The 23,587-nt window shown below is 45.5% G+C and carries 21 protein-coding genes; 1 reads left to right on the forward strand and 20 read right to left on the reverse strand.

Going from position 1 to position 23,587, the window contains the following annotated elements; genetic code table 11:
• Nucleotides 1-4 precede the first annotated feature (4 nt).
• The 17 genes from ftsZ to Q8K48_03545 all read right to left on the reverse strand — a co-directional run bounded on the left by ftsZ (nt 5) and on the right by Q8K48_03545 (nt 19,792).
• Nucleotides 5-1,138: a cell division protein FtsZ gene (gene ftsZ / locus Q8K48_03465; GenBank protein MDP1851456.1), complete on the reverse strand. Its 1,134-nt coding sequence runs from the start codon at nt 1,136-1,138 to the stop codon at nt 5-7.
• 131 nt (nt 1,139-1,269) lie between these two features.
• Complete coding sequence (locus tag Q8K48_03470) at nt 1,270-1,911, reverse strand: FtsQ-type POTRA domain-containing protein (protein MDP1851457.1); 642 nt, start codon at nt 1,909-1,911, stop codon at nt 1,270-1,272.
• Entirely contained in the window at nt 1,912-3,297 is a 1,386-nt protein-coding gene (gene murC / locus Q8K48_03475; protein MDP1851458.1) for a UDP-N-acetylmuramate--L-alanine ligase, read from the reverse strand.
• A complete protein-coding gene (locus Q8K48_03480) occupies nt 3,294-4,373 on the reverse strand; it encodes a UDP-N-acetylglucosamine--N-acetylmuramyl-(pentapeptide) pyrophosphoryl-undecaprenol N-acetylglucosamine transferase (protein ID MDP1851459.1) in 1,080 nt (359 codons plus the stop codon). Before Q8K48_03480 ends, murC begins: the two co-directional genes overlap by 4 nt.
• Complete coding sequence (ftsW, locus tag Q8K48_03485; protein ID MDP1851460.1) at nt 4,361-5,527, reverse strand: putative lipid II flippase FtsW; 1,167 nt, start codon at nt 5,525-5,527, stop codon at nt 4,361-4,363. Before ftsW ends, Q8K48_03480 begins: the two co-directional genes overlap by 13 nt.
• A complete protein-coding gene (murD, locus tag Q8K48_03490; protein MDP1851461.1) occupies nt 5,517-6,926 on the reverse strand; it encodes a UDP-N-acetylmuramoyl-L-alanine--D-glutamate ligase in 1,410 nt (469 codons plus the stop codon). Before murD ends, ftsW begins: the two co-directional genes overlap by 11 nt.
• Nucleotides 6,911-7,969 carry a phospho-N-acetylmuramoyl-pentapeptide-transferase gene (gene mraY, locus Q8K48_03495; GenBank protein ID MDP1851462.1) on the reverse strand — a complete coding sequence of 353 codons (1,059 nt, stop codon included), beginning with the start codon at nt 7,967-7,969 and terminating at the stop codon, nt 6,911-6,913. Before mraY ends, murD begins: the two co-directional genes overlap by 16 nt.
• Nucleotides 7,966-9,342 (reverse strand): UDP-N-acetylmuramoyl-tripeptide--D-alanyl-D-alanine ligase, encoded by a 1,377-nt coding sequence (gene murF / locus Q8K48_03500; GenBank protein MDP1851463.1) that lies wholly within the window; start codon nt 9,340-9,342, stop codon nt 7,966-7,968. The genes mraY and murF overlap by 4 nt, the downstream gene beginning before the upstream one ends.
• The gene (locus tag Q8K48_03505; protein ID MDP1851464.1) at nt 9,339-10,835 is read right to left on the reverse strand and encodes a UDP-N-acetylmuramoyl-L-alanyl-D-glutamate--2,6-diaminopimelate ligase; all 1,497 of its coding nucleotides are present in this window, start codon (nt 10,833-10,835) and stop codon (nt 9,339-9,341) included. Before Q8K48_03505 ends, murF begins: the two co-directional genes overlap by 4 nt.
• On the reverse strand, nt 10,816-12,615 hold the full coding sequence (locus Q8K48_03510; GenBank protein MDP1851465.1) for a penicillin-binding protein 2: 1,800 nt from the start codon (nt 12,613-12,615) through the stop codon (nt 10,816-10,818). Before Q8K48_03510 ends, Q8K48_03505 begins: the two co-directional genes overlap by 20 nt.
• Nucleotides 12,608-13,009, reverse strand: coding sequence for a hypothetical protein (locus Q8K48_03515; GenBank protein MDP1851466.1), 402 nt, complete (start codon nt 13,007-13,009; stop codon nt 12,608-12,610). The genes Q8K48_03510 and Q8K48_03515 overlap by 8 nt, the downstream gene beginning before the upstream one ends.
• On the reverse strand, nt 13,009-13,962 hold the full coding sequence (rsmH, locus tag Q8K48_03520) for a 16S rRNA (cytosine(1402)-N(4))-methyltransferase RsmH (protein ID MDP1851467.1): 954 nt from the start codon (nt 13,960-13,962) through the stop codon (nt 13,009-13,011). Before rsmH ends, Q8K48_03515 begins: the two co-directional genes overlap by 1 nt.
• 157 nt (nt 13,963-14,119) lie before the next feature.
• Nucleotides 14,120-14,551: a division/cell wall cluster transcriptional repressor MraZ gene (gene mraZ, locus Q8K48_03525; GenBank protein MDP1851468.1), complete on the reverse strand. Its 432-nt coding sequence runs from the start codon at nt 14,549-14,551 to the stop codon at nt 14,120-14,122.
• A 185-nt stretch (nt 14,552-14,736) separates the two neighbouring features.
• The gene (locus tag Q8K48_03530) at nt 14,737-15,084 is read right to left on the reverse strand and encodes a DUF3040 domain-containing protein (GenBank protein ID MDP1851469.1); all 348 of its coding nucleotides are present in this window, start codon (nt 15,082-15,084) and stop codon (nt 14,737-14,739) included.
• A gap of 36 nt (nt 15,085-15,120) precedes the next feature.
• Entirely contained in the window at nt 15,121-16,296 is a 1,176-nt protein-coding gene (gene dinB / locus Q8K48_03535) for a DNA polymerase IV (GenBank protein MDP1851470.1), read from the reverse strand.
• Nucleotides 16,293-19,520: a DNA polymerase III subunit alpha gene (locus tag Q8K48_03540; GenBank protein MDP1851471.1), complete on the reverse strand. Its 3,228-nt coding sequence runs from the start codon at nt 19,518-19,520 to the stop codon at nt 16,293-16,295. The genes dinB and Q8K48_03540 overlap by 4 nt, the downstream gene beginning before the upstream one ends.
• A complete protein-coding gene (locus Q8K48_03545; protein ID MDP1851472.1) occupies nt 19,517-19,792 on the reverse strand; it encodes a DUF6504 family protein in 276 nt (91 codons plus the stop codon). The genes Q8K48_03540 and Q8K48_03545 overlap by 4 nt, the downstream gene beginning before the upstream one ends.
• 174 nt (nt 19,793-19,966) lie before the next feature.
• Between Q8K48_03545 and Q8K48_03550 the strand changes: the two genes are divergently transcribed.
• Entirely contained in the window at nt 19,967-20,380 is a 414-nt protein-coding gene (locus Q8K48_03550; GenBank protein MDP1851473.1) for a DoxX family protein, read from the forward strand.
• Nucleotides 20,381-20,387: 7 nt separating this feature from the next.
• Here Q8K48_03550 and Q8K48_03555 read toward each other — a convergent pair whose 3' ends face one another.
• From Q8K48_03555 to Q8K48_03565, 3 genes are read right to left on the reverse strand one after another with little or no spacing between them, the layout of a single operon-like run.
• Entirely contained in the window at nt 20,388-21,572 is a 1,185-nt protein-coding gene (locus Q8K48_03555; protein MDP1851474.1) for an MFS transporter, read from the reverse strand.
• Nucleotides 21,565-22,095, reverse strand: a complete 531-nt coding sequence (locus Q8K48_03560; GenBank protein MDP1851475.1) for a hypothetical protein — start codon at nt 22,093-22,095, stop codon at nt 21,565-21,567. The genes Q8K48_03555 and Q8K48_03560 overlap by 8 nt, the downstream gene beginning before the upstream one ends.
• Entirely contained in the window at nt 22,092-23,585 is a 1,494-nt protein-coding gene (locus Q8K48_03565; GenBank protein MDP1851476.1) for an NADH-quinone oxidoreductase subunit C, read from the reverse strand. The genes Q8K48_03560 and Q8K48_03565 overlap by 4 nt, the downstream gene beginning before the upstream one ends.
• Nucleotides 23,586-23,587 lie beyond the last annotated feature (2 nt).

The following is a 23,587-nucleotide window of genomic DNA, read 5'->3' on the forward strand; positions in this document are numbered from 1 at the left end:
AGCCCTACTTCATGAAGTCTGGGACGTCGATTTCATCTTCAGTAACTAACTCTTCGAATGTTACACGGCGGCGTGGGGTTGGCTCATCTCCAAGTTCAAGTGCAACTGAAAGCGGATCATTTGCTGAAAGCGGATCTGCATTACCACCCAATGTAGAGGCATCTATCACCGGAGTTGCAACTCGCTTAGGCTCTCCACCTTCAAAGCCCGCAGCGACGACAGTAATACGCACTTCATCACCTAATGCATCATCTATAGTTGTTCCAAAAATAAACTTAGCATTCGGATGCACTGCCGATTGAACTAGTTCGCAGGCCTCATTGACTTCAAACAACCCTAAATCCGACCCACCTGAAATAGAAAGCAAAACTCCCATTGCGCCATCGATAGATGCTTCAAGTAATGGTGATGAGATTGCTAACTCAGCTGCTCGAATTGCACGGTTTTCACCGCGCGCAGAACCAATTCCCATTAATGCCGATCCCGCGCCTGACATCACCGCTTGAACATCGGCAAAATCCAAATTAATCAAGCCTGGTTGGGTAATAATCTCAGTAATACCTTGGACACCTGAGAGCAAAACTTGATCAGCACTCTTGAAGGCATCTGACAAAGTTATTGTGCGATCTGAGATTGCAAGTAAGCGATCATTAGGGATAACAATGAGTGTGTCGACTTCACTGCGCAACGCCTCTATTCCAGCATCTGCCTGCGTTGCACGGAGTTTTGCTTCAAAAGAAAAGGGGCGTGTTACTACTCCGATTGTTAAAGCTCCAATATCTCGCGCAATTTTAGCTACTATCGGCGCAGCACCCGTTCCGGTTCCGCCACCTTCGCCCGCTGTAACGAAAACCATATCGGCACCACGAAGAATCTCTTCAATGTCATCGACGTGATCAAGAGCCGCGGCACGTCCTTTTTCTGGATCCATACCTGCTCCGAGACCACGAGTTGTCTTTCGACCAATATCTAATTTCACATCGGCATCACTCATGAGTAAATGTTGTGCATCTGTATTAATCGCTATGAACTCAACACCTTTTAAACCAACATCGATCATTCGATTAATTGCATTTACTCCACCGCCACCAATTCCTACAACCTTGATGACTGCTAAATAATTCTGCGGTGAAGCCACGTTTATCCTCCTCAGGAACTATAAACCTCAACTTGAGCCTTATAATTCAATACTTTTATATAGGGTGAACGTAAAGTGCCAGCGCGCCTTAAGCAAATACCGACTCAATATATTTTTATCGTGTCGAATTTCTATTTCACTATAGGTGCATGAGGGGCTGAGAGATCGATTCGTTGAATCTCAAAATTTTCGGGTCTTGCTATCAGAGCTTTATAAACCCTTATTTTTAAAGAGTTTTCGCCATCCTGTCCCCACAAAAGTTCAATGGATTTCTCACCTTGACTCATTTCGATTGAGTATGAATCCCCCGTCGCAACTTTGATTGTTGTAATTGCATCGGCAAAATCTTTTGGCAATGAATTAAAGAAATTTGCGGCAGTAATGGCTGCATCGATATCCATTGCCTGAATATGTGGAAGTCCCTGAATGCTTTGATTGATTGGGAGGAAACTCACGCCTTCTTCATCGATGACTTGCTCATTAAATATTGCAATAGGTGTTCTCTCAACTATGGCAATGCTCACTTTCCCAGTAATCCAATTTCTTGAAACTTCCACACTTCTGATCCACTTAATTCTTTCAAGTTCGGCAACGATAGATCTTGGTTCTACGCGAGCTAACCTTTCTCCTACTTTGATGTCAGTGGTAATTAAGGTTTTAGTACCAGTAATTTCTACAGAACTCACAGTGAAAAACGTTGACCAACCTAATACATAAGCGGTCGCAACAAATACAAGAATTACGATTGCAATGCCTAAACGATGTCGCTTCATTTATCCAAAGCGTCGAATCAGTCCATCGACAATAATGGGACCAAGAGAACTAACATCTCCTGCGCCTAAGGTAACAATGACATCGCCAGGTTGTGCTGAGTCGATGACACTATCGGTAACTTCGACAAAATTTGGTATGTATTCACCGTTTTCCATTAATTCGGTAATCAATTGTGATGAAACTCCCATAATGGGTTTCTCGCTAGCTGCATAGATTTCTAAAACTATTATCCGATCCGCCTTAGAAAGTGAGTCCGCAAACCGCTGGGCAAATGCGACTGTACGAGTAAATCGGTGAGGCTGGAATATGACTATTAAACGTCCGCCATCGGCAAATCGGCGTGCTGCTTTAAGGGTCGCATCAATCTCCGTTGGATGATGTCCATAATCATCGATAACTCGAACTCCGTGCACAGTACCCTTAACCTCAAAACGTCTACCTGTTCCATGGAATACATATAAACCCTGCAATAAATCGGGTGCGTTAAATCCAAGTTGCAAGCCTGTAGCAAGGGCGGCGGCGGCATTGAGCAGATTATGATGTCCGGGAACTTGCAAATTAATCGTTCCAATACTTTTTCCATGCCAAATTGCTCGTGCACTAGAGCGAAGAGCTAACAGTTCAATCGTGTCAAGACGCAAGTCGCAGTCTTCGCCTGTGCCATATGAGATACAAGTAAGCATCTCCAACTTTTCTGCCAGTGCCCTCGCACCAAAGTCATCAGCGCAGTAGGTCAAGAATCCACCAGTTTTTATAGTTGCGGCGAAAAGTTCAAATGCTTTTTCTACAGCTTCTGGTGTTTGAAAAAAATCCACGTGATCATGCTCGACGTTTGTAACGATCGCAGCAAATGGATGGTATTCAATAAACGAGCCATCTGACTCATCGGCCTCAGCAACAAATATTTTCCCGGTTCCACGGTGTGCATTTGATCCAGATGCTGTGATTGTTCCGCCTATTGCAAAAGATGGATCGGCTCCACAAGCTTGCAAGGCAACGGCCAGCATCGAAGAAGTTGTTGTTTTCCCGTGCGTCCCGGCAACTGCAACGCTAATTGATTCAGACATTAATACTGCTAGTGCTGCGGCGCGAGGCAAGGTTTGAATGCCTAACTCCTTGGAATGGATGAGTTCTGGATTGCTAGGTGAAATCGCACTCGAGTAGACGACTAAGTCTGCACCTTCGACATTGACTGCCGAGTGCGAGATTGAAATTTTTGCGCCGAGTGCCACCAAAGCTTTTACAACAGAGGATTCTGTAGAATCAGAGCCACTAACATGAATAGAGTGTGATAGAGCGATTCGAGCTAAGCCACTCATGCCCGCGCCGCCAATTCCAATAAAATGGAGTCGTTTTCCAATGAGAGATTGCAATGTTGGTCTCATTGATGTGATACCGCAAATTCACCGAACGCCACAATTTTTTCCGCTGCGTCAAGATCTGCATCCGAACCATCAATTCGCGAATTTGCTGCACTTTCAAGGAGAATATCTATGTGTGCAAGTAGATATTGAGCGTTGAAATTTGATTGTTCTACTACCTCAGCGCGTGATTCTTCTATGAGAGAGCGAGCATTGTAAAACTGTTCTCCATTACCAATTGGCAGTGGCACAAAAAGAGCGTAACGTCCGAGGGCTCTAAACTCACTACACGTGACTGCGCCACTGCGCGAGATAACCAGATCGCTAGCCAGATAAGCATCACCCATTGCATCAACATAGGTAACTGGTCTATAACCATCTACTTCTTTCGGCAAAGTATTCAATTTCCCAGTTGAGTGCAAAATTGAAATTCCCTTCGCTAAAAGTTGAGGGAGGCTTTCTTCAACAACCTTATTTATCGCTATTGAGCCCTGAGATCCTCCCATTATAAAAACTAGAGGTTTATCTTCGTCAAAACCCAACCGGCGCTTAGCGGCAAGTCGTGCCGCTGAAAAGTCAAGGCGAGAAGCCACAAAAGCCTCCGAAACATCGGAGCGAAGCGGCAGTCCAGTGATGAGCGCATTAGCAAACTCTCCCTTTTCAACTTGGTTGGCAACGGCTAAAAATGGAGTCAACTTCGCCCCTAAACGATTAGCCCATCCCGGTCTGGCATTTGCCTCATGGATAAGAATAGGTATTTTTACTAGTCGCGCAGCCAAATAAGCTGGCGCACTGACATACCCACCAAATCCAATCAAAAGTTGAGCATCTTTCAAGACTATTCGGGAAGTTGCAACAGCACGGATTAAGTCAAAAGGGATTCGAAACCATGAAAGTGAGGGTCGGCGAGAAATTTGGACTTTAGGAATGTGAGCCAAAGTAAATCCCGCTGAAGGAACGAGCTTATTTTCAAGACCAGCTTTTGTTCCGACAAAAACCATTACATCATCAGGGTGCGCCAATTTCCAGGCACGTGCAACTGCCAGAGCTGGTTCGATATGACCTGCAGTGCCACCTCCTGCTAGAACTACAGTAGCCATCTATGTTCACTCTTTCTTAAACTATCAATTATTTCAGGATCTCGTCGTGCCGCTCCAATCACAAAACCAATTCCCATATACGTTGCAACAAGTGCTGAACCGCCGTAAGAAACAAATGGCAACGTAACTCCAACCACTGGAAGAACACTTAATGTTGAACCGATATTAAGAATAACTTGTATTGCTATCCAGCATCCGATTCCAGAGCTTACATATCGAACCATAGAGTCCTTTGCCCTCAGTGCAATCCTGAAAATTGAAAAAAGTAGAATTGCAAGCAATGCAAGAGTGGTTAAAGTTCCAAATAAACCTAACTCCTCTCCAATTACTGAAAAAATGAAATCGGTATGGGCTTCAGCTAAATTTCCCCACTTCTGCCGACTTGCTCCGAGCCCTACGCCAAATAGACCGCCGCTGGCAAGTCCCAAGATGCTATGGGCTGGTTGCCATCCTGAGTTCTTGTACTGCTCTTCTGCAAAGGGGTTGAGCAAAACTGCAAAACGCTGCATGCGATAAGGCGCACTTACTATTAGTGCCGCTACGCCTGCAAAACCAAAACTAATGAGACCGGCAAAAATACCCAAGCGAACCCCTGAAACCCATAGCAATCCCGCCAAAATAAAGGCAAAAACGCAGGCGGTTCCAAGGTCGTTTCCTAGCAAAATTAAAATAATGCACAAGGCGAAGATTGGTGCAATTAACGTTATTACATTTGTTTGCACTCTTCCGGAATTTTCGCGCTTAGATAAAATGAAACCTGCCCACAGTATCATGAGAAATTTAGCGATCTCACTCGGCTGAACATCTACGAAACCTAGACTAATCCAATTGTGATTTCCGTTGACACTTTTACCAACAACTTGAACCGCTATTAACAGTAATACAGAAGTGATCGCACCGAAACGTGCTATCAATCTCCAGCGTGATAAAGGTAATCGCGATAATACCCATGCCATCGGTATTGAGACTAGAAGAAAAAATATTTGACGAATGACGATTGCATATGTCGAACCCTTGGCATCTAGTGAGTGAATAGAAGACGCTGAAAAAACCATAATCACACCTAATATGCTCAAGGCTAAGGTGCTGCCTATTAACATGTAGTACAGATTGATTGGTTTAGTAAAAACATTTTCATTCGCTTTATGCTTCATTGGAAACCAGTTTTCTTACCGCTGTAGCGAATCGATCTCCTCTATCAGCGTACGAAATAAATTGATCCATGGATGCACAAGCCGGTGCCAATAAAACCGTATCCCCAGATGCAGCAAATTTTTGCGCAGCCTTTACAACGCTCTCCATTAGTGAATTGGATAATTCACCCTTTGTGTGGTCTATATCAATTCTTACTATGGGTATCGCCGGCGCAATTTTCAATAAAGCCGACTCAATCAACTTCTGATCTTGACCTATCAAAATTACTGCTTTGATCCGATCCTTTGTCCGCTCGACCAGCCACTCCATGTCAGCGCCCTTTGCTAATCCACCAGCTATCCACACCACAGAAAGGTGCGACATAATTGAGGCCGAGGCGGCATGCGGATTAGTCGCTTTTGAATCATCTATCCATGAAACTCCATCTGAAATTAAAATTGATTCTATGCGGTGCCGGCCAGGATGAAAATCAATAAGCGCACTCTGAATATCTGCATATGAAACGTGCACACTTCGAGCCAAAGCTGCAGCGGCTAGTGCATTCAATACACTATGCGGCAAAGTCGGTTGAATCTCCTTTAATGCGGCAATCATTGAGGCTTCTTGCGGATCATTCACAAATGCACGATCAATTAGTAAATCTTCCACCACACCAAGTTCACCTGGTGCTGGCGTACCTAATGAGAAGAAACTCTTAGGACCATGAAAGCTGTTGGCACGAAGTACAATCTCTGAATCTTCGCCATTTAGAATTGCCTGTTCTGCACGATCTAGAATTGAAAACTTTGCATCACAATATTCCTCAAAACTACCATGCCAGTCTAAATGGTCCTCAGCAATATTTAAGATAGCCGCACAAACAAACCTCGCCTCTTTTATCCAATGCAGTTGAAAAGATGATAATTCAATAATTAAGTAATCAAATGCGTCGCTATGTGTCACGGCTTCAATGACCGTATTGCCTACGTTACCGCATGCAATGGCGTTTAGACCTGCGCGCTGGAGCATCGCAGCGGTCATTTCGACCGTTGTGGTCTTTCCATTGGTACCAGTCAACGCCAACCATTTTTGGTTTGGACAAATCTCCTGAGCAATCCTCCATGCGATATCAATTTCATTGTGAATTTCAATCCCGGTTGCAATAGCTTCAAGAATTATCGGGTGATCGCGTTGCCAACCCGGTGAAATAACCACCGCTGAATAATCAGATAGCTTAACGCTCTTCGGATTCATAACCGAAAAAACACTGTGTACATTTGAATTCTCATCAACTAAATCGACGAGTGCTCCATATGCAATCAAAGTTTTTGCAACTGCATTGCCTGTAACTCCGGCTCCAAGAACTAAAACTCTCTTTGACCCTAAGTTAAGCAACATCGTATCTACTTTGCTACCCACTGGGCATAGAAGAGTCCTAGACCTAATGCAACGAATAGTCCAGCAATTATCCAAAATCTAATTACGATTGTGACTTCACCCCATCCTAAGAGTTCAAAGTGATGTTGCAAAGGAGCCATCTTAAATACACGTTTTCCGCCACTAATTTTGAAATAAAGGCGTTGAATAACCACAGACATCGTAATTATTACAAAAAGTCCACCGAGTGGAATCAGTAGAAGTTCTACGCGCAGCGTTGCAGCTAGTCCAGCCAATGCCCCGCCGAGAGCAAGTGAACCGGTATCGCCCATAAAAATCCTTGCAGGAGATGCATTCCACCATAGGAAACCAGTGCAAGAACCTGCAAATGCAGCGGCTAATACTGCTAAATCCAGTGGATCTCGAACTTGATAACACCCTGTTCCGACATTTATTGCGCAACCCTGTCCAAACTCCCACACACCTATCAAAATAAAGGCTAAAAATGTCATTACAGCTGCACCAGTTGCAAGACCATCTAAACCATCTGCAAGATTTACACCATTGCTCGCTGACATCACCATTATAACTACCCAAGCGACTGCAATTATTGGACCAAGATATAAAGAGGTTTCACGCACGCCAGAGAGGTAGTATGAAATTGGCGTAAGAGACGATGTGTCCGCAAAATTAATTCCAAGTCCACCGAAAATGGCAGCTATTGATGCCTGTCCGAAGAGTTTTTGTTTAGCCGTTAAACCTAAAGATTTTTGTCGAGAGACTTTAAGCCAATCATCAATAAAGCCGAGCACTCCCAATGCAATTACTAAGCCTAAGACTAGTACCGCAGAAATTGTGAGCGAGTTTTGTGTTAGAAGGTGCGCCGTTAAATATCCAACAAGAGCGGCAGCAATGAGGATTATGCCTCCCATAGTAGGGGTGCCGCGTTTTATATGGTGACTACTTGGTCCATCATCACGAATTATCTGCCCGTAACCGCGTATTGCAAGAATCTTTATTAACCCTCGAGTACCAAAAAGTGAAAACAAAAGCGCAACTGCGGCGGCAATTAGGATTTGTCTCACTTGTGGCTACTCACTTTTAGCATCCAGAGCTCACGTATTTCTTGGGCGAGAAGCTCAAAATGTTCAGCGCGTGAAGCTTTTACTAAAACTATGTCTCCCGGCGCAAAATAATTAACGAAATTAGTGGCCTCGGCAATATTTGCTACATGGTGGAATTGCATAGGACCGACTCCAGTTCCATACTCAGGGGCATTCACAATTACTAAATGGTCAATACCAATCTCAGATGCAAGAGTGCCAATGTCTCTGCTCGCAATCTCTCCTGACTCGCCGAGCTCATGCATTTTTCCTAAAAATCCCCAGGATTGACCCCCACGTTCTTGGGCAAAAAAAGCCAGAGATCGGAGCGCTGCCTCCATTGATGCTGGGTTGGCATTGTAAGCGTCATTGATTAGAAGTAACTCATCTAACTCAACCAACTCCATTCTCCACTTGCTATGTACTTCTGCTGTCGATAGAGAACTCGCAATAATTTCTAGAGGGAGTGAGAGTGCAGTGCCTACGGCAGCGGCAGCCAAGGCGTTTGAAACTTGGTGGGCACCGATTAACCGCATTCCTACTGCATCACGACCTGCCTTAGTCACAAGATCAAAGTGCGGTCTACCTTCGCGAATTTCTACATCTGCCGCACGAACATCGACGTCACTTCTCTCTCCAAAGGTAATGACAACGCCATCGTGTAGTGAAGCCATCGCTGGAGTAAATTCATCATAACATCCTAAAACTGCGATTCCTTTTTTGCCCAAAGCTTGAACAAGCTCACTCTTAGTTTCTGCGATTGCCAACTGTGAACCGAACTCACTAAAGTGAGCAGTTCCTACAACCAATACAACTCCTATATCTGGCCTAGCAATTTCACATAATCGCGTAATATCTCCTTTATGGCGCGCCCCCATCTCCAAAATACAGAAACGGGTTCGCTCGTCACACTCGAGAAGTGTTATAGGCAATCCTAAATTATTGTTAAATGAACTGAATGGAGCAACAGTTGGACCAACCGCAGCCAGCATATGAGCTAATAAATCCTTCGTACTAGTTTTACCTTGCGAGCCCGTAACTGCGATAACCGATAAGTTGCTCAATCGAGTACGTATAAAGGCGGCAAGTACAGCAGTTGCCAATATTACATCTTTAACTATTATGCAAGGGCCATCGATTAAGCGAGTAGTAAGTGAAAATACTGATCCAAGACGATACGCCTCTGCAACGAATTCATGGCCATCGATATTTTCACCTTTTAATGCAAGAAAAAAACTACCTGGTGTCGCCAATCTCGAATCAAACACAGGCGCTTTTGATATTAGTAAGTTAGAATCGCAATGAAGTTCTCCACCAACAAGTAGAGCAATCTCGCCGGCAGTTAAAGTAATCATCTCTTATCCTCAATCGCTCGGGCTAATTCGATGCGATCATCAAAGGCATGAATAACTCCATTTATCTCCTGCCCCATTTCATGGCCTTTGCCTAAGATAATCACAACATCACCAGTTTTGGCGTGATTGACGGCGGTTTTAATCGCTAATGTGCGATCACTGATTACTTGATTTGGCGCTAAAATCTCAATGTTTTCTGTCATTTGTTCCAGAATAACCTCAGGATCTTCACTTCGTGGGTTATCGCTAGTGAAAATTGCTACATCCGCACCATTTCGAAGTGCCATTCCCATTAAGGACCGCTTTGATCTATCCCTATCTCCACCACAGCCCAAAACCGCGATGACATTTCCATCTGAAATATCATGGGCGGTTTCTAGAACACGTGCAACAGCATCGGGAGAGTGTGCGTAATCAACCAGCGCAGTGAATTTTTGTCCTAGACGAACTGCCTCTAGTCGGCCTTTTGCTCCAGTTAGTATCGGAATTATTGCAGCCACGTCAATCGGATCGACTCCACTTTCAACAGCAATAGCTACAGCCATAAGCAGATTGTCATAATTGAATCCGCCGTAAAGGCAAGTTTTGCCTTCGATGAGAATTCCGCCGCTTCCCCTAATTGAAACTGAGGCACCAACATAGTCACGAGTAATTGATGTGTAATGCCAACTCGCCTTTGAATTAGAACGAGAAAGCGTTATTACGGGAAGTTGAGTTAAATCTGCCAGTCTCGCACCGTATTGGTCGTCAATATTAATGACAGCAAGGTCAGCAAACTCGAAGGTGAAGAGTTCGGCCTTGACTTTAAAATAACTCTCCATTGATTTATGAAAATCTAAGTGGTCTTGAGAAAGATTTGTGAATCCAACTACAGCGAAGTGACTTCCTCGAACTCTCTCCAAACTTATTGCGTGACTTGAAACTTCCATGATGATATTGTGCATATGACGTTCTCGCATAAGCGCACAGAGCGCCTGTAACTCTGAACTCTCTGGTGTCGTTCTTTTACTCAATAGCGCCTCGCTACCTATCCGAACCTCTACCGTACCAATGAGCCCGCTTTCTCGTCCTACTGCTTGCATAATCTGGTGCAGTAAAGTCGTTACTGTAGTTTTACCGTTCGTACCAGTAACTCCAATGCTATATAAATCTCGCATGGGTTCGCCATAGAACCAAGCACTTAAGACCCCTGCTGATCGACGCGGATTTGAACTAATTAAAACTGGCACTCCACTAATCTTTGATGCCCCTACAGCATCGCTAAGAACTGCCACAGCACCTTTGGCAATTGCATCGATTGCAAAGTCGGCGCCGTGATATTTTTCACCAGGCAACGCTACAAAGATGTCGCCTGCAACAATACTGCTACTAGCTTGTGATACTCCCGTTATTTCAACCGCGGATAATTCTCCTTGATTCAAAGTTGATGTTGCGCCAACTAAGGAGAGGATTGAAGCAAGATTTTTGTTGGAATTATTTAGAGGTCTTTGCATGTGTCACCTTCTTTGCCACTAAATCTCTTTCCGTGAGTGCCACCGGAATCACAGTTGTACCAGTTGGTGCAATGTGTCGACTCTGTAAAACAAAAGACATAACCTTTTTGAAAACTGGACCACCAAGCGCGCCGCCCCAATGCATTCCCTTAGGATCTTGAATCGTTACGCTGATTACGTAGGCAGGTTTATCTGCAGGTGCAAAGCCAATAAATGATGCGGTGTAGCCGCGATAACACCCACACGTGTCATCGATGCGCATTGCAGTTCCGGTTTTTCCAGCGACTCGATAGCCATTTATCGCCGCACTAGGCGCGGTTCCCGCAGATGAAACTACACTCTCCATCATTATTCGCATCGCCTTTGCGGTTTCAATACTAATAACTCGCTCACTCGTGCGACCTTGCGCAGGAGTGTAGTTTCCACTTGAATCACTCGTACCAGCAATTACAGTTGGAGAGACTCGTACACCGTTATTTGCAATCGTCGCAAAAATACTGGTGGCCTGCATCGACGTTAATGAGTATCCCTGGCCAAATGCAACCGTAGGAGCAGTTGTTCCTGACCAATCAGCTACTTCAGGCAGAATTCCTCGTGATTCACCCGGAAGCCCCGAACCAGTTTTCACACCAACGCCGAACTTCGAAAGATAATTAAAAAGTACTTGGTTAGGTAGGAGTTCTCCGATCTGGATTGTGCCTGTATTGCTTGAAACCGCTAAAACACCCGAAGAAGTCAGACGTTGAGTGGGATGTTTTTCATGATCATGAAAAACTCTATTAGAACGCTTCAGAGTGTAAGGAATCGTAAATACTGTTTCGGGAGTTATTTTTTTCTCCTCTAAGGCCGCGGCAACTGTCATAACTTTTCCTGTTGAGCCAGGTTCGTAAACATCTTGCACGGAAGGATTTCGCATCGCAACGAGGGAGACTTTAGATGTGTGATTTGGATTAAAGGTCGGAGCTGTAGCATGAGCTAAAATTTCACCTGTTGCAGGATCCAGAACAATGACGGTTCCACTTATGGCTCTTGATGATTTAACGGCATCAGAGATTGCCTTGGAAGCTACCCACTGAATATCACGGTCAATAGTCAAACGCACCGACGTTCCTGCTTGCGCTGGAATTATTTCAGACTGGGATCCCGGAATTTCAGCCCCATACCCATTGGCATAGGAGTATTTGCCGTCAACTCCTGAAATTATGGAGTTCATACTGGATTCAAGGCCAGTTGCTCCCACTCCACTGCGATTAACAAAGCCAACAAGAGATGCTATGAGTGAACCTGAGGGATATTCGCGAATATAGCTACTTTCTGGGAAAAAACCTATGATGCGCTGAGGACTCATCGCCGGAAATTTTTCATTATAATTTGCTATCTCTGAGCTCAATTTCTGCCAAGTTGCAGGTTTAGCATTTTGAAAGACCATGCTCCATTTACGCTCACCGGTAATGCTTGATTCAACTTCTGCAACCGTTAAACCTAAAATTGGTGCAACAAAACTTGCTACACGTGAAGGATTTGTGATCTGTGTTTGATCGACAACAATGCTTGTGGCTGCAACGCTTCTCGCAAAAGCAACTCCATGTACATCGGTTATTTCACCGCGAGGGGCAAGAAGCGAACGAGTATTTTCCATTTCATTAACTGCGCGCAATCGATAGTCCCCCGCCTGTAAGGCTTGGACTTGGACGAGGCGAGCTCCAAACAAGAGCATAAAGACAGTAATTACCAGCACTAAGAGTCGAATGCGGCCGTGCGCAAGGGCAAAATTACCCATTGCTCGCACTCTGCGATTCAATACTTTCTGCATCTAAGTTTAAAAATACTGGAGATTCGGAAGGTTTCATTCCAAGTGCGACAGCGGAACGGGCAAGTGCTTCTGGGGATGATTGAGCATCTATTTGACGTGCAATCGCCTCGCGCTGATCACTGACCATCTTTACTTCCAGTTTAAGGTGCGTTAGTGCAAAAGCATCTTGTGCCAAAAGAGTATTTACAGTAAGGAGTAGAAGTAAGCCAGTGGCCCCTATAGCAGAAACAAAAATTGCAAAGTATTTTCTTTTTGCCTGTGCATCGGGAGAAATATCTGGAACAAGCTTTAAGGCTACCTTCGTCGACTTTTGTGCAAACCTTTCCCGTGAACGAGTAACTGCCGTTGCCGTCAATGCCATTATGCGGCCACTCTTTCAATAGCGCGCAGACGAACTGATGCCGAACGTGAATTTCCCTCGAGTTCTTGGACATCAGATGTTTCGCTTCCGCGAAAGACAAGCGAAAACTTAGCTGCTAATTCAGGTAACTCGAATGGAAGTTCGCGAGGTGTTCCAGATGTTGTCGAGCCAATAAAAAGATCTTTTACAATTCGATCTTCAAGAGATTGAAAGGACATAACCACAAGTCGTCCTCCAACGCGTAGCAATTTAAGTGCTTCTGGCAGAGCTCGAGTTATCGCACCAAGCTCATCGTTCGTTTCTATGCGAAGGGCTTGAAATGTTCGCTTGGCTGGATTGCCACCGGTACGACGAGTGGCAGCAGGTATAGCATTCTTGACCAATGTAGCAAGCTGGGCAGTTGAATTAAGAGGTTCTTTTGCACGTGCCTTTACAATCGATTCAACAACGCGAGTGGCATATTTCTCTTCACCGTAAGAACGCAAAATTCGAACTAATTGACCTGGTTCATACGTATTGATGATTTCGGCGGCAGTTAGACTTTGGCTCTGATCCATCCGCATATCAAGTGGAGCATCATGTGAGTATGAAAAGCCACGATTTGTTTCATCAAGCTGCATGGATGAAACACCAAGATCAAAAAGTGCACCAGCAATGTGTGTATAGCCAAATGATTCTACAACACTGCCAATTGCATCAAAACTGGTATGAAAAGTAAGTAGACGATCAGAGTATGCCGCCAAACTCTGAGTTGCTCTAGCCAATGCATCTTGATCGCGATCGATACCAATAACAGTTAGTGTTGGAAACTTTTCTAGCAAGGCTTCTGTGTGTCCTCCAAGGCCTAATGTCGCATCAACAATTACTGGATGCTCTGTTGCCTTAATTGCAGGCTCGAGGAGTTCAATGCATCTATCTCGCATTACAGATATGTGTGCGTTTTTATCAATCATTACTCCCCCTTTACTTGATATTTAATATCTACTTACATTCTCTGTTTTCAACTCTCATCTCTGGTCACCGCCGGCCGACGGATCTATTTAGTAGCGGCGCCGGGGAAGGGGCGCCGATACGTTCGAAAGGTCGGCGGTGGCCACAAATGAGAGTTCGTTAGAACAAACCTGGAAAGACCTCCTCAGAAACATCTGCAAAGCTCTTTTCGCGATCTGCTAAATACTCATTCCACGATGTTGAATCCCAAATTTCAACACGTGTGTTTGCACCAATGACTACGCAATCCTTTTCAAGTCCGGCATATGTACGAAGATTTTGCGGAATTGTTATGCGACCTTGTCGATCTGGAATCTCATCGTGCGCGCCGGCAAACATCACTCGGCTGTAATCGCGAGCTGCTTTAGCTGTGACCGGTGCTTGTTTCAACGTCTGTGTTATAACTTCAAATTCACTCGACGGAAAAACATAGAGACAACGCTCTTGACCTTTAGTAATGACTAAACCAGAAGCCAACTCTTCTCGAAATTTCGCGGGAAGAATGAGTCGGCCTTTTTCATCAAGACGTGGTTCATGGGTACCAAGAAACATGTGTACCCCTTCCCCAAGGTCGCTCGCCGTATGAAACTTCGGCTTAGTTCCCCACTTTACTCCATTTTCCTCCTTTTTACACCACTTTGAGCCAAATATTAACTGTTTTCATCCACATCGCCCCACCTTTCAGGCATTAAAAATGGCCCCCCTTTAAAGGGAGGCCATCTCATCAAAGCGAGAGATTATTGATTATTACGCTCATCCCAACGCTCTTCAAGGCGTGAGCCGAGACCAGTTTTTTTGCGAGCGCCTTTTATGCGAGGGCTGCGTGTTCCCACAGAGGAGACAATCGCAATTACTCCAGTAAGTGCGATGAGAAAGCCAAGAACCCCAACGGGTGTCGTTTTAGCTACTAAGCCAGCAAAGAGTGTGACGGTTCCACTGAGAATGAGAGCTGCACCAATTAGAGTTCGCGTGCGGCGCGGCGGCCGAGCTTCACCAGATAAGGCTGAAAATAGGCGTGGATCCTCGGTTAAGAGCGCAGCCTCCATCTCCTGGAGCATTCGCTTCTCATGATCAGATAGTGGCATATGGCCATAATAGAGAATTTTTCCCAGTGGTGCTACTTATTCACTCTCTGTTGACGCTGGTTTAATTAATCGAGCTGGACGCACGCTCCCTGCGCCAAATCGAGCCCTTGCACGGTCAATAGCACCATCGGCCTGGCGCCAACCACTCTCCCGCGCTCCTAATACCAACTGCTCAGGAGCGCGCCCGCTTAAATTCTCAAGGCTAACTCCGACTAATCGAAGGCGAGCCCGGTCGATTTTGAGTGCTTCATAGAGGGCCTTAACAACCTCATAAATCTCATGTGTTCCATTTATCGGTAATGCAAGAGTTTTCGATCTATTAATAGTTGAAAAATCGGCAAAGCGTACTTTTATTGAAATAGTTTTAGTAAAGAGCTCTTTATCTCGAAGCTTCGCCGATGCACGTTCGGTTAAACGCAAAAATTCAGTCAAAATTTCAGCAGGGCTATCTAAATCGCGGGCAAAAGTTTCGGCCGCGCTAATGCTCTTTTCAGCATCGTGGGGAGTCACATCGCGATAGTCACGACCCCAGGCAAGCTCATAGAGCGATGCCCCACTGGCCTGTCCCAATGCACGAATCAAAGTGGCGCGTGGCAAGTTCGCGATATCTTCAATAGTTCGTAGACCTAAACGCTCTAGAGTTTGCGCTGTTTTTTCTCCTACTCCCCACATCGCTTGAATCGGTAATGGATGTAAGAAAGTCAGAATGCGATCAGCTGTAATCTCAAGCACTCCATTGGGTTTGCAGTTCTGCGATGCAAGTTTTGCAATGAACTTTGATGGCGCAATTCCAACTGAACATGTTATTCCCTCTTGCGCCTCTACCTTTGCTCGTATCAATGTTGCAATTTCGCGCGGTGAGCCAATTAAGCGTTCTACCCCGCTCACATCTAAGAAAGCTTCATCAAGGGAGATGGGTTCGACCCATGGAGTAAAACTTTCGAAGATGTTCATCACGTGTGATGAGACTTCTTGATAGCGCTTCATATCTACCGGTAAAAAGATAGCGTGAGGTGCTAAGCGGCGAGCTCGACCCACCGGCATCGCTGCATGTATTCCAAATTTGCGAGCCTCGTAATTAGCGGCCGAGACAACGCCACGCGCACCCATTCCAATTACTACTGCTTTACCTTTTAGTTCGGGGTTATCGCGCTCGGCAACAGAGGCAAAAAACGCATCCATGTCCACGTGAAGAATCGAAGCCGAACTCATATTGCCAGCGTACTTTCTTTAGTACGCCACGTTTCATATGCCGCGCGCAAATCCCAGGCACCTGTTCCGTTTATTGAAATTCCACGCGCACCTGTCCGGCGGGTAATACCCCGAACCAGCAACAGGGATGATGAATACAGAACGCTGGCATAGTCAGTCTGTACATCGCTAAAGAATGCCGAGTCGCTACAGCCATATCCATCATCGAGGGTTAAAAAGATAACTCGTTTACCTGAGCGCACGGGTGGAGTCTGCATCGCAACTTTAATGCCAGCTACAAGAACACTAGAGCGTGAACGAGCCTCTAGTAACTGCGATGATCGAACAGCGCCGATAGCATTAAGAAAATCGCTATAAAACTCAATTAAATGGCGGGACATGTCAATACCTAAGCGATCAACTTCATGGCGCACGCTTTCGGCAGAGTTCATATCGGGGAGACCGCTGCTAATGAGGGCGGGCGGGGCAAACGCTAAGTTCATTTGTGCGCCAGAGATAGTTTTATTCGGCGAGCGTTCTACATCAGATAGATGAAGCAAAAGATCGCGGCGGTTAACATCGGTATGTAAGCGGTCAAAAGCTCCTGTAAGAATCATGCTTTCAGTAACTGGAGCGCTACTACCAGAGCGATGTATGAAGTCAGAGATATCCGTGTAAGGACGACCAGCGATAATCGATGCAATCTCACCATCACTAATTTTTGAAATAGTCGATAGCGCAATACGGATTGCTCTCCCTTTTTCTTCAACACGATATAGAGAATCAGATTCATTAACATCTAGCGGTGCGATAGCAATCGACATCCGACGCGCCTCATCGACGATTAAACGTTTGGGATACATGCCCGGCTCGTGCGTGAGCACCCCCGTCAAAAAAGCTGCAGGGTAATGCGCCTTTAACCAGGCCGATTGGTATGTGGGCATAGCAAAGGCGGCGGCATGGGCTTTGCAAAAACCAAAGGATGCGAAGGCGCGCAAAAGCTCCCAAATCTCATTGATGATGGGCAGTTCATATCCGCGCGATGTCGCGGCGGGAAAAAACCAGTCGCAGACCTCTTGTGCACCACTCTTATCTCCCAACGCGCGACGTTTTTCATCGGCGCTAGCTAAAGAAGCACCTGTCATCGCCGCAATGATCTGGATTACCTGCTCGTGAAATACGACGACACCCTCAGTATCTCGCAAGATTTCATAGAGATCGGGGTGAATAATCTGGGCTTTGCTCCACCCATGACGTGCCTTTAAAAAGGGCGTAATCATGTCACCTTTAACCGGGCCTGGACGAAAGAGAGAGATATCGATAATCAAATCAGTAAAGGTTTTAGGCTCGAGTTTGCCAACTAGTTCGCGCTGGCCCGGACTTTCAACTTGGAAAATTCCAAGGGTATGTGTTGATTGAATCAACTCATATGTACGTGCATCATCTAGTGGCACTGCATCGATATCGATTTTCATATCCTGCGTGCGTTCGATTTCAGTGAGAGCATATGAAATAGCAGATTGCATGCGCACACCCAGTACATCTAGTTTCAATAAACCAATAGCTTCGACATCATCTTTATCAAAGGTGGACATCGGATAACCACTGGCATTAGCAACCAGAGGTGTGCGATCTAATAGGCCGCCATCAGATAAAACTATGGCGCATGGATGCATCGCTAAATGCCTTGGTAGTCCATCAAGGCGCTCGGCTAAAGCAATCGTCATCGCAGTAAGCGGGGCTTTAACATTGAGAGATTTAAGTTCAGGCAGGTTTTCAAGTGCGCTAGATATGTTGCGCGCACGTACATGTGGCATTGACTTTGCCAACATATCAATCTCCATCGCAGGAAGGCCAAGGGCCGCCCCGGCATCGCGAATTGCATGCCTGGCTCGATATGTATCGACCATCGCAACGGTTGCACAACGCGATTGATTATTGGGCGTGTCCCAGTTTGTATCGCCATAGCGTTTGAAAACCATGTCATAGATTTCAAGGCGTCGGTGGGATTCAACATCGATATCGATATCAGGCAGAGCCCTGCGCAAGGGTGAACAAAAGCGCTCCATTAATAAACCGTGCGCCATGGGTTCAACACCTGAGATTCCAAGTAAGTGACAGATAAGCGAGCCCGCACCACTGCCGCGAGCAGCCACGCGGATACCAGCACCGCGCGCCATGTCGCAGATATCGGCAACGGTTAAAAAATAAGATTCAAAACCCAGTGTTGCAACCGTTGATAGTTCATCATCTAAACGTGCGCGTGCTTTTTTAATTGCACCACTATCGCTATAGCGCCAATTGATTCCGGCCTCACTACGAGTGCGCAATACCATGCGCATCTCATGTGCAGATTGTGCACCGACGACATGGGGCTCAGGCAAGTGTGCGCCACCCAAACCAATATCGCGTGCAGGAGATAATAAAGCGCGCTCGGCCCACGCCCGAGTCGTTGCAAGTAGTTGACGCGGTGTGCGCTCTCCAGCGGCACGCGCAATTTCGCCAGCTAATGAAACCATCTCATCGTCGGATTTTAAAAAGCCCTCAGCATTGCGGCGCTCAACATGACGTGGATGCAAAGGCACTAACTGACGCGCACAATCTAAAACATCTGCCACTGGTCCATCAGCGCGATCTCGCATACGTACAGCATTTGTAATAACGGCATCGATATCGTGATCGCGAGCAAAAATCAGTGACTTGGCAGCATGTGCCATCGAGCGCGGGCCTTTGCCTGCAACTACATGTGAAACGCACTCGATAGCGTTACCGGCAAATAAATCCCGAACTGCATTAAATGTTGAAAAAGCGGCATCGATACGGTTATCGGTTAGTAGCGCCCCCACTGGTGATTCAGGGCCATGCAGCGCGTAAAGATGTGAACTGTAATGGCTAAAGCGTTGCAGGAATTCAAGGGTAAGAACGGGGTTGCGATTATCACTGACCATGGCTAGCGAAGTTAACAATCGGCACAACGCCGGCCATCCCCCATCACTATGAGCAAGTAGTGTGATGCGGTTTTTAGCACTCCCTACATCAATACCGAGATTGACTCCGATGATTGGTGCAATGCCATAGTCAACACAACTTTGCGCAAAGCGAACTGCGCCAGCTAAACCATCACGATCGGTCAGCGCTAGAGCTGGCATCTCAAACTCGGCTGCGCGCGCAACTAAATCATGTGGCTGGGTTGTGCCGTATTTGAGTGAGTAGGCACTTGCAACATTGAGGTGAATAAAACTCATATCGATCTAATAATCCATTGACCGCTGAGTTCATCGCGCTCTAATTCAAAGGTTGTAAGAGCACCAAGAGGGGCCGCCTCAACGCGCCAGACTGCACGAGCGGCATCATCGGGGCGATACTTTCCATCGCTAATTCGATTCCACCAACCTCCAGCTTCGCACCATCTAGATAAAACTGCGTGGATACGAAAGCGCTTGCCCTTGAATGTAAACTCGATAGGAGTAGTTGCACCATCGATCATGACATCGTGGGCGGAGTTAATCTGGGTCATTTCTAAGGTGTGCTCCTTGAGAGTGTGGATATTCGAACAGGTGTTCGACTAGATATTCGAAAAGTAGCCCCTTGGGCTGACAGATAGCAAGTGGTTATGGCGTGTCGCCTAGTGGTTTAGTTGAAACTTCAACTAAATTAAGCCACTTAAGTACACACCGCTTAAAGGAGCCTCATGGACGCAGTACTACTCATCGGCCGAGTGCTATTTGCCGCGATTTTTATCTACTCAGGAATTGCCCACATCACCAAAACTCAAGCACTCACTGGATATGCAACATACAAAAAAGTTCCAGCGGCAAAGCTTGCAGTGATTGTGTCAGGTCTGATGATTTTAGTAGGTGGTCTCTATATTGCAAGTGGAGTGTATGCCGATCTCGGCGCGCTTCTTATTGCAATCTTCTTAGTTCCAACGGCTCTCCAGATGCACGCATTTTGGAAAGAGAGCGATGCAACTGCAAAGCAGAGCGAAAGAACGCACTTTCTAAAAGATATTTCGCTTGCAGGTGCCGCCTTAATTATTTTTGCACTAGTTGGAGCAGGCGCAGATTTCGGCCCAAGTATTACGGGCACTTTCTTTAACTTTTAAATCTCTTCTACTTCTTAATTATGTGTGATTGATACCCGGCAAGTAATAACATTAAAATCGGATACGTCATTGCAATCGGTAAAGAGGTTAGTTGTGCAAATGCACCGGTCACCGAAGGACCTATGAAATAACCTGCCAATCCAATAACACCTACACGTGCTATTGCTACCGATGATGCGATACCTGGTATTTGTGAAGCGGCCAATATATATGCCGGAAACATTGGCCCGATTCCAAGACCAGCGCAGGCAAAACCGATATTTACAATTATAAGTGCGAGTAATGGATGCGAGTGAGATAGCGGAACACCAATTGCTATTCCAAGACCTAAACCAAATCCCCCCAAATATCCACCGTATAAGACGGTTTTTCGAGGACCAAATCGATCTAATGCCCTATCCCCCATAAAGCGGGCGGTAATCATCGCTAACGAGAAAGTTGCAAATGCAGAGGCATTGACACCGACTTCGTAACCCATGTCATCACGTAAAAGTATTGCGCCCCAATCACTCACTGCACCCTCAGCAATCAGACCCCCCAATAATCCAATTCCCATTCCCCAAAGAGGCAGTACGTCCTTACCAAATAATGGAATCTTGGCCTGAGTCTCCTCCTCTCCGCCATTGTGATCATCGAGCTTAGGTGGCAACAAATGCATCGTTGACGGAATAAAGAGAAATAAGCAGGCAACGCCCACTCCGACTAAGTTATCGCGAGGTGAAACATGTTTTGCTAACGCTCCACCTAAAATAGTTGTAGCAAATGCACCGCAGCTCCATAAGGCGTGAAATGAGGACATAACACGCTTGTCTAATAGTTTTTCAATGACAACGGCTTGGGTATTAGATGAGATGTCCATGCTGGAATATCCCAAACCCATCACAAATAAACCTGCAATTAAAGTGATCGGTGAAGTTGAAAATCCCATCAGAATGAGACCCACCGGCATGATGATCACTGCACCATTAATAATTGGTTTAGTTCCGAACGTGTGAATAAGGCGGCCAGCAAGTTGTGCACCAATGACTGCACCAATTGTGCTTGATAATAAGATTAATCCGAGTTGACCATTATTTAGCCCATTGGCATCACGAATCTCGGGAATACGGGCGACCCATGCCATCGATACAACACCCATAAAGAAAAAAGTTGCCCACAGGCCATTTCTGGCACGTTTTGCTAACTCAATCAAAATAAGGGCGTTTCTTAAGTCGATAGTGAACTGCGTTCAATATTCCCTGAAGAATTTCAGCTGGAGATGGAGGGCATCCTGGAATTAAATAATCAACTTTAATCACATTCGAGGCTGCACCAATAGTTGCATAGCTCTCACCAAAAATCCCACCGGTGACTGCGCAATCTCCCACTGCCACAACCAATTTTGGATCAGGTATGGCTTCATGGGTGATTAAGAGCGCTGAGAGCATATTGCGCGAAATAGGACCAGTAATTAATAGCATGTCAGCGTGTCGTGGGCTGGCGACGAATTTTATCCCTAAGCCTTCCAAGTTGTAATAAGCATTTCCTAAAGCATTGAGTTCGAGTTCGCATCCATTACAACTTCCAGCATCAACTAAACGTATAGTTAATGCGCGACCTAAAACTTTTAAAATTTCATCCTGAATATTGTTGATTGCCACCAAATCCAAAGCTGTGGGAACATTTTCTCTAATAATCCCAGTTTTCCGAATCTGCTTTAGTGTTGCCCACATCATCGATCATGGCCTGAATATGTGAGATTAAAAGATTTATTAATGAGAGGAAAGTCTGGCACGATATCTCCAATCACTGCGTAATCTAAAGCGGGCCAATTTTGCCATGAGGGATCATGAATGTGTGCACGATCTATCTGACCAGTCTGATCTAAGTGTAGTCCTGCGAAAATGCCGCCTCGCCAGCCTTCAACCCAACCAAAACCAAAAGTTGATTTTTTGGGGGGATTGCACGTTGATTGGGTTTGACCTTCCGGAAGTCCTGCGGCGATCTCACTTATTAATCGTAAGGATTCAAAAATTTCATCAAACCTCACGCTTACTCGCGCCGCTACATCTCCATTCTCTGCACCAGAAATATTGAAATTTAGTTCTGAGTAGGGATAGGTAGGAAATAACTCTCGGGCATCTTCTTTTATGTCACTTGCACGAGCAGCCAAGCCTGTTAATCCTAATTTATTCGCAACATCTTTGCTCACCTTTCCGGTGGATATAAATCGATCTTGCAATCCCGTGTGCTCCTCATAAATTCCTTTAAGAATTTTTACTTCTTTCAAAGTATGTTCGCATTGTTTTATAATCTCTGCAACATCCTCCCTATTAATGTCATAGAAAGTTCCTCCTGGAATTACGCAGTCCATAATTAATCGATGCCTAAAGAGAGTTTTATTTAACCTTATCCATTGTTCCTTCAAAATCATGAATTGCGTAAGACCAAAAGTAAAGCCAGCATCATTGCCGATTGCCCCTAAGTCACCTAAATGATTGGCGACTCTTTCACGTTCAAGCATCAAAGCCCTTAACCAAAGAGCCCGATTGGGAACTTTCCACTTCCATGCCGATTCTAGTGCCATGCAATATGCCCACGAGTAGGCAACTGTCGAATCTCCGCAAATTCTGCTAGCTAGTTGGACTCCATTTAACCCTGAATACCTCTCAAAGGCCTTATCAACTCCTTTATGTGCATATCCGAGGCGCTGTTCTAATCGAAGTATCTTTTCTCCGACGACAGAAAATCTAAAATGGCCCGGTTCTATGATTCCGGCATGAACTGGCCCAACTGCAATTTCATGAACACCGTCTCCAATGACATTAATAAATGAATATTCATCTAATTGCTTCTCTTTGGATACTTCTAGACCAAAGAATTCTTTACGAAGTGGAAAGTAACCATCTGGCCATGCGCCGTGACTTAACCAAGCACGCGTATCCAAGCTATTTGCAGCACTTACGCCGAGTAAGTCCCACATTGCTCTCTGCATTCGATTAGCGCAGGCGAACAGATTTGAAAGATCCGGATAACTTGTAACTCCGTTGGCCAATCGAAGAGACATCCCCTCTAAACCTACGTTCGAATCAAAAAAAACTGCATACATTGTGAAGGAACCTGGCGCACTTTGACGCCCCCAGAGCGTGACCAGTCGACCGTGATTCTCTGCAATCCTCAAGGCATTTTCTTGCCAACCTTGCTCATTAACGCGAGTGAGAATCATTA

It is taken from the genome of Candidatus Planktophila sp. (assembly GCA_030681675.1).
Classification (GTDB): domain Bacteria; phylum Actinomycetota; class Actinomycetes; order Nanopelagicales; family Nanopelagicaceae; genus Planktophila.